This window comes from Enterobacter sp. K510 (genome assembly GCF_055804875.1).
Genome location: NZ_JBNRLQ010000003.1, coordinates 18054 through 32197 on the forward strand (window position 1 = coordinate 18054; position 14144 = coordinate 32197).

General features: G+C 57.2%; 14 protein-coding genes. 1 reads left to right on the forward strand and 13 read right to left on the reverse strand.

Annotated features, from left to right (window positions below; all coding sequences use genetic code 11):
* The first annotated feature begins 78 nt into the window (after positions 1-78).
* Positions 79-303: a hypothetical protein gene (locus ACQUTD_RS05345; protein WP_321987095.1), complete on the forward strand. Its 225-nt coding sequence runs from the start codon at positions 79-81 to the stop codon at positions 301-303.
* Between the two features lie 4 nt (positions 304-307).
* Here ACQUTD_RS05345 and ACQUTD_RS05350 read toward each other — a convergent pair whose 3' ends face one another.
* The 13 genes from ACQUTD_RS05350 to nagE all read right to left on the reverse strand — a co-directional run bounded on the left by ACQUTD_RS05350 (position 308) and on the right by nagE (position 14125).
* A complete protein-coding gene (locus ACQUTD_RS05350; protein ID WP_473274345.1) occupies positions 308-1033 on the reverse strand; it encodes an NlpC/P60 family protein in 726 nt (241 codons plus the stop codon).
* 19 nt (positions 1034-1052) lie between these two features.
* Positions 1053-1991, reverse strand: a complete 939-nt coding sequence (gene lafU, locus ACQUTD_RS05355; RefSeq protein ID WP_473274344.1) for a putative lateral flagellar export/assembly protein LafU — start codon at positions 1989-1991, stop codon at positions 1053-1055.
* On the reverse strand, positions 1991-2857 hold the full coding sequence (gene motA / locus ACQUTD_RS05360; protein ID WP_072567775.1) for a flagellar motor stator protein MotA: 867 nt from the start codon (positions 2855-2857) through the stop codon (positions 1991-1993). The genes lafU and motA overlap by 1 nt, the downstream gene beginning before the upstream one ends.
* Positions 2858-2905: 48 nt before the next feature.
* A complete protein-coding gene (locus tag ACQUTD_RS05365) occupies positions 2906-3619 on the reverse strand; it encodes a FliA/WhiG family RNA polymerase sigma factor (RefSeq protein WP_473274343.1) in 714 nt (237 codons plus the stop codon).
* Positions 3620-3646: 27 nt separating this feature from the next.
* Complete coding sequence (locus tag ACQUTD_RS05370; RefSeq protein ID WP_473274342.1) at positions 3647-4126, reverse strand: flagellar basal body-associated FliL family protein; 480 nt, start codon at positions 4124-4126, stop codon at positions 3647-3649.
* Between the two features lie 6 nt (positions 4127-4132).
* The gene (locus tag ACQUTD_RS05375) at positions 4133-5176 is read right to left on the reverse strand and encodes a flagellar hook-length control protein FliK (RefSeq protein WP_473274341.1); all 1044 of its coding nucleotides are present in this window, start codon (positions 5174-5176) and stop codon (positions 4133-4135) included.
* Entirely contained in the window at positions 5173-5493 is a 321-nt protein-coding gene (locus tag ACQUTD_RS05380) for a flagellar protein FliT (protein WP_473274340.1), read from the reverse strand. The genes ACQUTD_RS05375 and ACQUTD_RS05380 overlap by 4 nt, the downstream gene beginning before the upstream one ends.
* Positions 5494-5496: 3 nt before the next feature.
* Entirely contained in the window at positions 5497-5889 is a 393-nt protein-coding gene (fliS, locus tag ACQUTD_RS05385) for a flagellar export chaperone FliS (RefSeq protein ID WP_473274339.1), read from the reverse strand.
* A 28-nt stretch (positions 5890-5917) separates the two neighbouring features.
* Positions 5918-7234, reverse strand: a complete 1317-nt coding sequence (gene fliD, locus ACQUTD_RS05390) for a flagellar filament capping protein FliD (protein WP_473274338.1) — start codon at positions 7232-7234, stop codon at positions 5918-5920.
* 197 nt (positions 7235-7431) lie between these two features.
* Positions 7432-8337, reverse strand: a complete 906-nt coding sequence (gene lafA, locus ACQUTD_RS05395) for a lateral flagellin LafA (RefSeq protein ID WP_072567768.1) — start codon at positions 8335-8337, stop codon at positions 7432-7434.
* A 143-nt stretch (positions 8338-8480) separates the two neighbouring features.
* Positions 8481-9878 (reverse strand): chitoporin ChiP, encoded by a 1398-nt coding sequence (gene chiP, locus ACQUTD_RS05400; RefSeq protein ID WP_318364781.1) that lies wholly within the window; start codon positions 9876-9878, stop codon positions 8481-8483.
* 383 nt (positions 9879-10261) lie between these two features.
* Positions 10262-11929 carry a glutamine--tRNA ligase gene (glnS, locus tag ACQUTD_RS05405; protein WP_473274336.1) on the reverse strand — a complete coding sequence of 556 codons (1668 nt, stop codon included), beginning with the start codon at positions 11927-11929 and terminating at the stop codon, positions 10262-10264.
* A 159-nt stretch (positions 11930-12088) separates the two neighbouring features.
* Positions 12089-14125 (reverse strand): N-acetylglucosamine-specific PTS transporter subunit IIBC, encoded by a 2037-nt coding sequence (nagE, locus tag ACQUTD_RS05410; RefSeq protein WP_072567765.1) that lies wholly within the window; start codon positions 14123-14125, stop codon positions 12089-12091.
* Between the last annotated feature and the right edge of the window lie 19 nt (positions 14126-14144).

Below are 14144 nucleotides of genomic sequence, written 5' to 3' on the forward strand. Positions count from 1 at the left end.
CATCGCTATGGCCCTGAAGGTAAATCTGAGACAATCCAGGGAAAAGGATCTCAGTAATATCATCCAGGGATGAGGATAATGTCAGAGAAAAATAAGGACCCGCACCGCATTCCGACCGATCGATACTATAAATCGATGGAAGAATTTGTCCGCGAGCAGGAAGTGAAACGCCTGCGGGAAAAAGCCCGTGCGGAAGAAGCGGCGCAGGCCGCCGCGGGCGGCGTGGTAAGTCTGGTCGACGTGGTGGTGATTATCCTCATCTTACTGTTATTCGTCTGCCTGCTTCCCCTTGTCGACGTTTAATTGATCAGCGCACGGTGTTATTCATTATCACCCGGCGGCCGCCCAGAAAATGCCGCTGCCAGTATTCGGTATTGAGATCGCTGATGCGGATCCGCTCCCCGGTACGCGGCGATTCAATAAAGCGCCCGTCCCCCAGATAGACGCCCATATGATCCGCTTTACGATCGCTGTGAATGCGGAAAAAGAGTAAATCGCCGCGTTGTAAATCCCGGTCGGCGATATTTCGCGCCTGCGGGAAGTGGTACATCTGATCGGCGGTGCGCGGCAGTCTGGTCGCCAGCATGCTGTTATAGGCGTAATAGACCAGCCCGCTACAGTCGAATCCCTCCTCCGGCGTCTCGCCGCCCCAGACATAAGGCTTGCCCAGCTGCTGTTGCAGACGGTTGATAATGGTATCGGTCACGTGCAGCAGGTAGCTGTTGCTCACCTGTCCGGTGCCGTCCTGCAAATGGGCGCGCATCGGGGTAAACCATTCCGGATGCTGCTCCAGCCTGCGGCGGTTTTGCGCGCGCAGGGCCGCTTTTGCCTGCGCATTACCGCGCACCACCGGCGTGGTATGGGCGATTTTCAGTTGCTGCCTTGTGCGTAACCATTCGCGGTTATGCTGGCGCTGGCGCGCGGCATAGCTGAGGGTTTTCTTCACCGGCGGCGCGTGAGGGGCGGAAAAGGCGTTGCCGCTGGCGACGAGCGTCGTCAGCAGCACGAGGGTTTTCACTCTGAATGCGAACATAAGCGTTTAAGGTGATAACTCAGGGATCTTTGGGAAGTTGCTGGTCAAGCTTCGCCGCCAGGGGTTTAACGATCTTTTCTCCCTGCGAGCCGAAATACTGGTACAGGGTGTCGGCGGCGGAGTGGGTCAGCACCATGATTTCGATGCGGCGGTTATCGGCCCCGGCAGGATCTGCCGCGTTAAGCAGCATCTGATCCGCCATGGCGCTGACCTGCATCACTTTACCGGCGGGCATACCCGCCTGCTCCATCACCCGTCGTGCCGACAGCGCCCGATCGCCGGAAAGATTCCAGTTGTTGTACTGCCGGGCATCGCCTTTATAAGGCATGGCGTCGGTATGGCCGGTGATAATGATTTTGTTATCCAGCGAGTCAAACACCGGCGTCAGCTCGCTGAGCAGTACGCGGAAGAACGGCATGATCTTCGCGCTGCCGCGCTCAAACATATTGCGGTTCTGGTTGTCCTTGATCAGAATGCGCAGCCCCTGGGGGACGATCTCCATCTCCAGGTTGCTCTCCATGTGCGCCTTCAGGGCGATCTCATTGATGCTGTTCGCCAGCTCGCCCAGTTCGCTGGCGGATTTTTGCTTCATCTCCGCCATCTTTTTGCTGGTTTCCCGCGCTTTTTCTTCGCTCTCTTTGTCGATGGCGGCGTTTTTGTTCTCGCCCGGATGCGGAATGGGTTTGCTGTTGATTTTCTTCGCCAGACTGCTCAACGGCGAAATACCGTTGCCGTTAAAAATCGAGTGACCATGCAGCGCAGCGACGATATTTTCGCGATCGGTCTGGCTGACGCTGTTGACGATCCACAGCGTCATAAACAGCGCCATCATCGCCAGCGTGAAGTCGGCAAAGGCCACTTTCCATGCGCCGCCGTGGTGTCCGGCGTGACTCTTTTTGATCTGACGACGAATAATGGTGGTTTGCGTGCCACGGTTGCGGCGGTTGGCAGGACGCATTACTCCTCCTGCTCCAGCATGGCGTTGACCCACGCATCCAGATTGGCGAACGTCGGTTTTGACGCCAGGTGCAGCAATTTACGGCCGGCATCCACCGCCAGCAGGGTCGGTTTGCCGCCCGCCTGCGCCACCAGCACGGTACGCACGCATTCCAGCAGCGAGTGTTCGGCGCGCGCCTGCTGCTCCATGGCGTTTGCCAGCGGATCCATAAAGCAGTAGCAGAAGAAGACGCCGAGGAAAGTCCCCACCAGCGCCGCCGCCACTTTCAGGCCGATCAGCGCAATGGAGCCGTCAATGGACTGCATGGTGATGATAATGCCGAGTACCGCCGCGCAGATGCCGAAGCCTGGCATGGCCTCTGCGGTACGTTGCAGGGAGCGGGACGGCGCCATCAGCTCGCCTTCAATGGTCACCAGTTCCTGGTCGAGAATGTTTTCCAGCTCGTGGGCGTCGATTTTACCCATCGCCATCAGGCGGAAGTTATCGGCGATAAACATCACCAGCCGTTTTTGCTTAAGCACCAGCGGGAATTTTTGAAAAATAGTGCTCTCGTCCGGCTGTTCGATATGCTGATCGAGGGTGCGCAGGCCGCCGGTCTGTACCGCTTCCAGCAGTTCATACAGGCACATCAGCAGCTGGCGCTGAAATTCCGCGCCCATATTTTTTTTGCTGATCACGCCCTTAATCTGATGGACGATCTCTTTTAAGACGTGCAGCGGATTACCGATGATCATGGCGCCAAAACCGGCCCCTAAAATAATGACGATTTCCGCGGGCTGCCAGATGGCAATTAACTGCCCGCCCGCTTCGAAATAACCGCCAAATACGCAACCTAAAACGATGAGTAAACCAAATAACTTTTGCATAACACCTCTGCGAACCTGCGCGGCAGGCTCTTATTACGTAAAGAAGAATTAATGTGTGGCGAAATAATCTTTAAGTTTTTGCGCGATTTTTTTATTTAACTGGCAAATGCGCGCTTCCGTCAGCCCGAGCACTAAGGCGATCTCTTTAAAATTCATATCCTGCTGGTAATAAAGAAACAGGATCTGCTGCTCTTTTTCGCTAAGGCCGCCGAGCGCTTTACCGAGCATATGCTGGGTGATCACCTGCTCTTCCAGCCGACGGCTTTCCAGCGGTACGGCGCTCTGATCGGCATCCAGCAATTCATCCAGGCTTGCGAGGCTGCCGGCCCCTTCCAGACTCAGGTATTCCCGGTAATCCTCCGCCGTGATGCCTTCGGCCGCCAGCTCGTGCGCCTCAGGTTCGCGCCCGAGGGTTTTACGCACCGCGCGGATGGCGTCATTGACCTGATGGAATTTTTGTCGCAGCGAGCGCGGACGCCAGTCCAGACTGCGCAGTTCATCCAGCACTGCGCCGCGTATGCGCTGCACCGCATAGCCGCCAAATCCCGTATCCGGCGCGCCGTAGCGCCGGATCGCTTCCAGCAGGCCCATCAGCGCGATCTGTTCCATATCCTGCCGGTCCATCACCGCGCTGCATTGCGGCGCGAGCTGGCGAACCACTTTGCGCACCAGCGGCAGGTAAGCCTGTAAATAGTGGCTCTCCTCCGCGGGCGTTAATGAAGGCAGGGTCTGGAAGTCCTGCATTTCCCAGGCAAGTGTCATGGTGTTATTTCCGTTATTTTCCGGCGATCACTGATAAACGACTTTTTTCAGTAAGACATCGCTATAGGGCGCGGAAATATCCCGGGCTTTTAACTGCGCTTTCAGGGCGGTGAGCAGGGTTTGTTTTATTTCGCTGACTTTTAATTTGCGCACCTCGTCGTATTCCATATCCGATAAGGTGGACACAATGATGCTCTGATATAACGGCTCGTCGGCGAGGATTTTTTTCGAGGCTTTTTCATCGTCGGCCACCATCGCCACTTCCAGCAACATATAACGATCGTTGCCGCTATTATCGTGCAGCGTGATCAGCGATTCCGGCAGGGTGACAAAGACGTCATCACCCTCTTTTTTCGCTTTCTGTTTCGTTGCGCTGGCAGCCGCCGCGTCACCTGACGCCTGGGGGGCCTGGTCTTTCATATAATAAATCGCGCCGACGGCAGCGCCGCCGCCGACGAGGATCGCGAGAGTGGCGGCAAACATGCCGACCATAAGCGTTTTTTTCATGGGCCTCTACACTTTGATCAGGACAGAATCATTCTGTCGGGTGGGGGTATCTTCTTCTTCCAGTTCGACGGCAGAGCGGATCTGCGCCGACTGCTGCTGTGACTGTCTTTCCTGCTGCTGTTGCGACTGCCCATCCTGCGAGACGTGCACCTCAACGCCGACAAAGTTCTGCCCGGTGAGCTGCTGGCGCAGGTTGTCGCTGAGCTGTTGCAGCGAGCGGCAGACATCCGCCTGGCTGGCGCCGATGTGCACCACCAGCTTGCCCGCCTCCATATGGATGGCGATCTCAAGCTTGCCGAGCGACGGCGGATCCAGACGAATGGTTGAGCTTTGCTGCTGCTGACCGATCTGAAAGTGGATGCGATCTTTCAACAGGCTGGTGAGCTTATCGCCCCACTCCGCGCTGTCGGTTGACAGGTTCAGCGGCTGCGTCCGCGCATCGAATTCCTGCGGCGGACGCATCTCACTGGCAAAGGTGGCGCTCGCCAGCACGGACGGCGTGAGCTTGTCTTGGCGTGGCGGCGCGGCAGTCTCCACGCGGGGAGCGCTGCGCATGACGCGGGGCTTCGCGTCGGCCTGCGGCGCAGCCGTCTGGCGCGGGGCGATAGCCTGCAAATTTTCCGCCGCGCTGCGCGCCAGCGTGGCCTGCTGCTGCGGGGTGTCGCCGGTGAGCGGTTGCGCGGCAAGCAGCGTCGCCATCACCGCCTGGAGTTTTGGCGAGTCGGTCAGCAGAGCGGCGAGCGGATCGATCATCGGCTGCGCGTCGGTTTTGCTCTGCTCTCCCGCGCGGGCGGCCATCTGCATCAGCGGCGCAACGGCGTCGGGCCTGGGATCTGTGGCAGAGGGCGTCAGGAAGTGCGCCAGCAGCAGATCCAGCTGTTCGCGCGGATCGGCAATGATTTTCTCCGCCGGATGCGGCTTTTCAGCGTGCTTGCGATGATGATCGTCAGGCAGCGAAAAGCCCGCCGCGCTGCCCTCCCCTTGCGGCTTCACAGGCAACGCGGAAAGCAGTTGCCCCATGGCTTCGGAAAGTAATGACAGGGTTTTCATGATTTTTGCTCCGCCACCAGATTGACCATCGAATAGGCCAGCCGCCCCTCCTGCTGCTGACGGTGCTTTTCCATCCGCGCCGCAAGCTGAGCGGCACGCGCCTCGCGGCGGGCGATCATCTGCGCGAAGCCGTCGCGCAGGCGGGCTTTCACCTGCGCCAGTTCGTCAGGGGAAGGCGCGGCGTCGCGGTACTGCGCAAACAGCATCATCAGCCGCTGGCGCAGCGCGGGCAGACGTCGCCAGCGCTGTTTTTCGAGGCTCTCGTTCATTGCCGCAAGCAGGCTCTCTATTTGCAGGCGTAGTGCGTTGCTTGTCATAGATCAGCCCAGTTTTTGCGCCAGGCCTTCCCAGCCTTCGCGCAGGTTAGAAAGGATCAGCACCACTTCGTCCACTTTCGCCGTCAACATCTGGCCGCTGGCTTCATACAGGCGGTAGACGCAGTGGTCATAAAGCCGCGCGAGGTTGAGCACTAGATCGCCGCCGTTTTCAAACTCCAGCGAGCTGGTCAGGGCATTGAGAATGTCGATGCATTTGTTGATGCTTTGCGCTTTGCGCTCGTAGCGTTTGTTTTCGATATGGCTCTTTGCCCGTTCCAGCTCGTCCATCAGCCCGGCGTAGAGCACCAGCACCAGATCCAGCGGCGAAGCTGACGCGGTGCGGGCGGCCAGATCCATCTCTTTGTATTGGGTGTAACCATTATCTGAAGCGTACATCGTTGTTTTGACCTTTTCGGACGGCGGCTTACATGAATGCCGCCATGCTCATTTTCATGCTTTCAATTTCAACCAGCGTGGAGGTGAACTCCTCCAGATAGCGTTCGTAAGAGGTGTTGTAGCGGGTCTTCAGGTCATCCACGCTGTTGGTGACTTTTTCCTGTTTGTCGTCGAGGTTGCTCTGCCGCTGCGAGATAATGCCGTCGGTGTCGTCAAGCCAGGTCTCCATCAGGCTGTCGAGCTGGGCGGTCATGCTGTCCGGGCCGACAAAGAGCGCGGTCAGGCCGTCCGGATTTTCTTCCATCGCGTCATCGAATTTTTCGCTGTCGATTTGCAGATGGCCTTCGGAATCCAGCGTGATGCCGTAATCGACGATAGATACGCCGTTATAGCTGGCGTGGGTGATGTCCTCGATTTGCCGCTCCAGCGAGGAGATCCCCGCGTCCCCCGCCAGCGGCCCGGCCGATCCGGTGCCGCCGCCGTTGGTGGTCAGCGCGTCCAGGGTATCCACCAGCGTGTTATAGGCATCGACAAAGGTCTGCACCTTTTCCTGCGAGGCGCCGGAATCGTTTTTGACGTTGAAAGTCAGGGGTTCACCCTCGGCGGATTCTTCGGCGAAGGTGATGCTGACGCCGGGAATAAGATCGGTGTAGGTGTTGCTGCTGCTGGTGATCATCACGCCGGTTTCCGGCGAGCTGCCGAGATACACCACCGAGTCCTGCGCCACCGCCAGATCTTTCTGGTTGCTGATGTCGGTGGCGAACGCCGACGCCGGATCGACGCCGCTGGCGGAGACGGTAAAGGCGTTTTCCGCCCCGGTTTCATCGGCGGTAAGCATCAGGGTGGTGCTGCCATCGGTGTTGACGATGGTGGCGGTGACGCCCGGATTGTCCGGCGAATCGTTAATGGCATCCGCCAGCTCTGCCACCGATACGCTGCCATCGCCACTGGAATCGACCGTGCTGAGATCGATGTCCATTTCACTGTCACCCATGGTGATGGTGAAAGTGCCGCTATTCGGAATATCGCCGTCGGCAAAGGCCAGCGTGGACTGCTGCGCGGTGGCCAGCTGGTCGACGAAGAAGGTGTAAGAGCCTTCCGCGGCGGTGGAGTCGGCGGTGATGGTCGCCGAGTCGTTGTTGGCGGTAACGGTGTTAACCACCGGGCCGCCCGTCTCGCTGTTCAGCGCATCCACCGCGCTCTGGAAGGCGGTCAGGGCGCTGTCCAGACTCTCCAGCGCGCTGGTCTGGGTATCGATGTCGTTTTGCTGGCGCACCAGCGACGACGCTTTGGTGGAGATATCCATCAGGGCGAATTTTTTCGCAATCTGCTGCGGGTTAATCATTTTTTGCTCCGTTCAGATTTCATGGCTCATAATTAGCAATTGCCGTGCCAATAATTTTATCCATTAAAATCAATAAGATAATTACAGGCGGAAAGGCGTTTTCCGCTTCGCGCGGAAGGTTTTTTCCCTCTGTGCGGCAGCGGGCGGCAAAAAAAAACACCGCCCGAAGGCGGTGCTTTGACTGGACGTCAGGCCGATTACTGCAGCAGGCTGGAAACCATGCCGGACATGCTGTTGGACTGTTTCAGCATGGTGATGCTGGTCTGCATCAGCACCTGCTCTTTGGACATGTTGGACGCTTCCGCCGCGTAGTCGGTATCCATGATGTTACCGATCGCCACGTTGGTGTTGTCCTGCATGCTTTGCAGGTTGTTCGCGGTGTCGTTCAGACGGTTGATGGACGCACCCAGGGTGGACTGGATTTTGCCAACCGCGCTCATCACGTTCTGAATGCTGTCGATCGCGGCGGTCGCGGAAGCAGAAGACATCAGCTCAGTGCCGCTTACGCCGGTGCCGCCGCCTGCGCCGTCAGTACCGAAGTCATCCGCAAAGGAGGCGCTCAGGGCGCTCAGGGACGTGGTCAGCGCGTCAACCTGGGAAGAGATGTTGACGGTCATCTGGTCAGTGGCTTCAGAACCCACCTGGAAAGTCACGCCGGATGCCTGGGTGAACAGACCGCTGGCGGATTTGTTGAACAGGTTGGTGCCGCCGTAGGTGGTGTTCTGCATCATGTCAGACATTTCCTGTCCCAGTTCGTCGAACTCGGACTGCATGGCTGCACGGTCATCATCGCTGTAGGTTCCGTTCGCTGCCTGTGTTGCGAGGTCTTTCATGCGACCCAGAATGTCATTCATCTCGTCAAAGGTGCCGTCAGCGGTTTGCAGCATCGCGGTTGCATCGGCGATGTTGCGCTGGGCAACCGCCATGCCGTCAGACTGTGCAGTCAGGCGGTTAGCAATCTGTTTGCCTGCCGCATCATCCGCAGAGGAGTTGATACGGTTACCGGTGGCCAGGCGTTCCATGGACTGGCTCAGAGAGGCATTGCTTTTGTTGATGGCGTTGACAGCGGCCATAGAGGCGGCGTTGGTATTAATAGATAACATTTTCCTGCTCCTTGAATTTTATGGGTCTCAGTCGAGATGTAGTGGTAAAGCGACCACCGGGAGCAAAAATTAAATGGCGGGAAAAAAAATTTAAAAAAAACCCGCTCAGCGGAGCGGGTGAGGAAATCCGGCAACTGCCGGGGTCAGAAAATGGTGAATGGCGCGATAACGATAAACTTCACGTCACGCTCATCCTGGAAGATGTTGCCATAGCCACCGCTGTAGCTGGGGATGTCGGAGTGATTGTCGTACTGGGTGAAGTGCAGTTTAAACATCGTGCCTTTGGCGCGACCGTCCTGCAGGGTATAGACCGCATCCAGGCTGTAGGCCGACTCTTTCAGGCGATAATTCGGATCGTAGTATGCATCCGGCGTCGCCATCTCTGCCGGTTTCGCGTCCCAGGCATAAACATAAGACGCGCCCACCTGCCAGCCCGGCAGATTGAAGTTTTTCAGATCGTACATCGCACCGAAGAACACCGCTTTTTCACCGTCGGCGTTGAAGTCGGAGCGGTTATCCCACCACACGTCCAGTCGTCCGTTCGAGGAGGCGTAGGTCGGCGTCATACGTTGCAGGAAGTAGCCCTGCTGCCCTTCCGCTTTCACCCAGGTGCCTTCGAGACGCAGATCGACATCCCCTATTTTATAGCCGAAGGTCAGCGCCTGTAGCCAGGCTGTGCTGTCGTAGATGTCGTTGACGCTGCCGTCGCTGACCTTATCGCGGGTACCGTAAAACTGATATGAGGTGGAGAGCGGGCTGCCGGCAATATCAAACTTGTAGCTGGCTTTCGCGAAATACTGATCGATATAACCTTCGGCCTGCCCGAAGGCGGCCTCCAGCAGCAGATCGTTTTTAAAGTCATACTTCGCGCCCAGCGAGTGCAGATAATCCACTTTGGTTTTCTGATCGTTCTGGTAGAAATCGTCCATCTCCAGATGCCAGGGCGCTTTGTACTCGTTGGTCCACATGTACGAGAAGCTCAGCGCGCCCGCGTCGCCATAGTCGAAGTTAGCGCCCGCTTCCGCGCCTTTATAGGTGCCCGGCATAAAGCTCCAGTGCGGAGCCAGCAGCGTTTGGCCGGTAGGCTGAATGTAGCCCGCCCGCGCCCAGACCGGGCCGTATTTAAACTTGGCGGCGGCTTTGTACAGGCTGACCCCGCTCTTATCGCCGGACCAGTCTTCGTCGTAGGCTTTGTTGCTGGAGGAGAACGCGATTTCGTTCGGGTGGCCGCTGTCGCCGTTTTCCGCCATTTCGATGGCGGTAAAGGCCGCAACGTCGATACCAAACATATCGGCGGCATAGCCCGACTGGAAATCGAGGTTGGCGTTCCAGGTGGAGTGCGAAAGGTTGGTTTTGTATTTGTCTTCGTTAACGTCTTTCCGGTCGCGCTCACGCTGCCAGTAATAGACGCCGCCGGTAAGGGTGGAGTCGTCAATAAATCCGGCGGCGCTCGCCTGCCCGGATAGCCCCCAGCCCGACATTGCGGTGACGCCGGCAACAGCCAGCGCCAGCGTACTACGTTTGCCACTGAACGTACGCATAATGGTTCCTCTTTGACATAATAAAATTCGCCTGCAAGCGCAGAAGCGATAAATAAAAAAAGTTAAATATAACCGTCGCTTATGAGTCATAAACTCGCCGTTCCGGTGCCATAAAGATTATTTTTCGCGTCGCGAATTATCAACACAATTTACCGGGGAAAAGATGAGACTATGACGCAGTGCACATAAAAAGTTACATCTGGCAACAGGCGGCTGAGCAGTACACTGTACGGGGGATGTTCAGACGGAAAATAAGCCCGCGCTGAAACGAAGCGCTGAGTTTAATTTGCAGCGCGAATGGAAGATAGTGAGGAGATCATGGCCATAAAAAATGCCGGTCAGCGTTCACTGACCGGCATTCTGATAGCCTGAGATTGACGCGATTACTCGCCGACTTTCGCCCAGGTATCGCGCAGACCTACGGTGCGGTTAAACACCATTTTGTCGGCGGTGCTGTGGCGACCATCGAGGCAGAAATAGCCTTCGCGCTCGAACTGGTACGCTTTTTCTGGCTGCGCAGCCTTCAGACCTAGCTCCGCAAAGCCCTGTTTGATCACCAGCGATTCCGGGTTGAGAGTGGCGAGGAAATCTTCCGCCGCGCCCGGGTTCGGCACGCTGAACAGACGATCGTAGAGGCGGATCTCAACCGGCAGCGCATGGGCGGCGCTCACCCAGTGGATCACCCCTTTCACCTTGCGGCCGTCCGCCGGATCTTTACTCAGCGTCTCCGCATCGTAAGAGCAGAAGATGGTGGTGATGTTGCCTTCCGCGTCTTTTTCCACGCGCTCGGCTTTGATCACATAGGCGTTACGCAGACGCACTTCTTTACCCAGCACCAGGCGCTTGTACTGTTTGTTGGCTTCTTCGCGGAAGTCAGCGCGATCGATCCAGATTTCACCGCTGAACGGCACCTCACGGCTGCCCATTTCCGGTTTGTTCGGATGATTCGGCATGGTGACCATTTCGCTTTCATTCTGCGGGTAGTTTTCGATAACCAGTTTAACCGGGTCGATAACCGCCATCGCGCGCGGCGCGTTTTCGTTCAGATCTTCACGAATGCAGGACTCCAGCGACGCCATTTCAATGGTGTTGTCCTGTTTGGTGACGCCGATACGTTTGCAGAACTCGCGAATGGCCGCAGCGGTGTAGCCGCGACGACGCAGACCGGAGATGGTCGGCATACGCGGATCGTCCCAGCCTTCCACGTGCTTGTCGGTGACCAGCAGGTTCAGCTTACGCTTGGACATCACGGCGTATTCCAGATTCAGACGCGAGAACTCGTACTGACGCGGGTGAACCGGAATGGTGATGTTATCCAGCACCCAGTCGTACAGGCGACGGTTGTCCTGGAACTCCAGCGTACAGAGCGAGTGGGTGATCCCTTCCAGCGCATCGCTGATGCAGTGGGTGAAATCGTACATCGGGTAGATGCACCACTTGTTGCCGGTCTGGTGGTGTTCGGCAAACTTAATGCGGTACAGCACCGGATCGCGCATCACGATGAACGGCGAGGCCATGTCGATTTTGGCGCGCAGGCAGGCGGTGCCTTCTGCGAAGCCGCCGGTACGCATTTTTTCGAACAGCGCCAGGTTCTCTTCCACGCTGCGATCGCGGAACGGGCTGTTTTTGCCCGGCGCGGTCAGGGTGCCGCGGTATTCGCGGATCTGATCGGGGGTCAGTTCGTCAACGTAGGCAAGGCCTTTGTTGATCAGCTCAACCGCATACTGATGCAGTTGATCGAAATAATCAGAGGAGTAGCGCACGTCGCCGGACCAGTGAAAACCGAGCCACTGCACGTCATTTTTGATCGAGTCTACGTATTCGATGTCTTCTTTTACCGGGTTGGTGTCATCGAAACGCAGGTTGCACTGGCCCTGATAATCCTGGGCGATGCCAAAGTTCAGGCAGATGGATTTCGCGTGGCCGATATGCAGATAACCGTTCGGCTCCGGCGGAAAACGGGTGTGCACGGTGCTGTGCTTACCACTGGCCAGATCTTCATCAATAATCTGGCGGATAAAGTTACTCGGGCGGGCTTCTGCCTCACTCATCGCGGATTCCTCAAAGCGTCAATAACGTATAACGGGATATGATCTTATAAGCCGGACGCCGAGACAACCTTTAAGTTGCACAAAAAGCGCGATTACGGGAATGACAGGCAAAAAAAAGCGGCGGGATGATCCCGCCGCCTTTATCACTGCGTGGTGTGATTAGCCTTTGATTTCAAACAGCGGCGTTTGACCCGCCACCACATGACCTTCGGCGTTGATCACCAGACCACGGAAATCGTCGATGTTGCTGCACACGACCGGGCTAATCATGGAGCGCGCGTTAGCGTTCAGATAGTCCAGATCCATTTCCAGCACCGGCTGACCAGCCGTGACCGTTGCGCCCTCTTCCACCAGACGGGTAAAGCCCTGACCGCCCAGCGCCACGGTATCAATACCCATGTGCACCACGATCTCAGCGCCTTTGTCCGTTTCGAGGCAGAACGCATGGTTGGTGTTGAAGATTTTCACAATGGTTCCGGCCGCCGGAGAGACCACCAGTTTATCGGTTGGTTTCACCGCCACACCGTCGCCCACCGCTTTGCTGGCAAAGGCTTCGTCCGGCACCTGATCCAGCGCCACGACTTCACCCGTTACCGGCGATACCAGCTGCGCGATAGTCGCGGCATTCGGCACGGCCTGGGCTGCGGCGACCGGCGCGGCGGCAGCAGGGGCGGTGCTGGCAGCGGCACCGGTTGCCGGTGCTGCCGGAACATCGCCGGTGGTTTTCATGGCGTTGGCAATTTTTTCCGCCACAAACCCGACGATAATCTGCACGCTGGTTTTGTTCAGACGGATCACGCCGGTTGCGCCGAGGCGTTTTGCCAGCGCTTCGTTGACCTGCGAGGAGTCTTTCACGTTAAGACGCAGACGGGTGATACAGGCATCGATACCGGTCAGGTTGGCAGAGCCGCCGACCGCCGCGATGTACTGACGCGCCAGGCCGTTAATGTCCTGATCTTTACCATTGGTGCTGATATTCACGTCCTGACCATCGGATTCATCACCGGCAACCGCCAGTTCACGACCCGGGGTCATCAGGTTGAATTTGGTGATCGTGAAGCGGAACACCACATAGTAGATAACGAAGAACACCAGACCCTGCAGGATCAGCATGTACCAGTGCGTGGCCAGCGGGTTGCGGGACGAGAGCACCATATCCACCAGACCGGCGCTGAAGCCGAAACCGGCAATCCACTGCATGCTGGCGGCGATGAATACGGAGATACCGGTCAGCACGGCGTGAATAACGTACAGCACCGGCGCCACGAACATGAAGGAGAATTCCAGCGGTTCAGTGATGCCGGTAAAGAAGGCGGCAAAGGCGCCAGCCATCATGATACCCAGCACTTTCGCTTTGTTCTCCGGACGCGCGCAGTGATAAATCGCCAGCGCCGCCCCCGGCAGACCGAACATCATGATCGGGAAGAAGCCCGCCTGATAACGACCGGTGATACCGACAACCGCTTTACCTGCTTCGATAGACTGTGCGCCGCCGAGGAAGTTAGGGATGTCGTTGATGCCCGCCACGTCGAACCAGAACACGGAGTTCAGCGCGTGGTGCAGACCCACCGGGATCAGCAAGCGGTTAAAGAAGGCGTAAACGCCCGCGCCCACGGAGCCGAGTTTCTGGATCTGTTCACCGAAGTTCACCAGGCCATCAAAAATCACCGGCCAGATGTACATCAGAATGAAAGCGACGATGATCATCACAAAGGAAGTGAGGATCGGCACCAGACGGCGACCGCTGAAGAAGGAGAGCGCCTTCGGCAGTTCTACGCTGCTGAAACGGTTGTACAGCTCAGCGGAGATAATACCCACCAGGATGCCCACAAACTGGTTGCTGATTTTGCCGAATGCCGCCGGTACCTGGTCCAGAGGGATTTTCTGGATCATGGAAACCGCAGCGGGCGAGCAGAGCGTGGTTAATACCAGGAAACCAACAAAGCCGGTTAACGCCGCCGCGCCGTCTTTGTCTTTTGACATGCCATACGCCACGCCAATGGCAAAGAGTACGGACATGTTGTCGATAATGGCCGACCCGGATTTAATGAAGAACGCCGCCAGTGCGTTATCACCACCCCAACCCACGGGGTCAATCCAGTAGCCGACACCCATTAAAATTGCTGCGGCAGGCAGCGTGGCGACCGGCACCATAAGCGCGCGGCCAACCTTTTGCAGATAGCCTAAAATACTCACTTTTATTCCCCCTATGAAA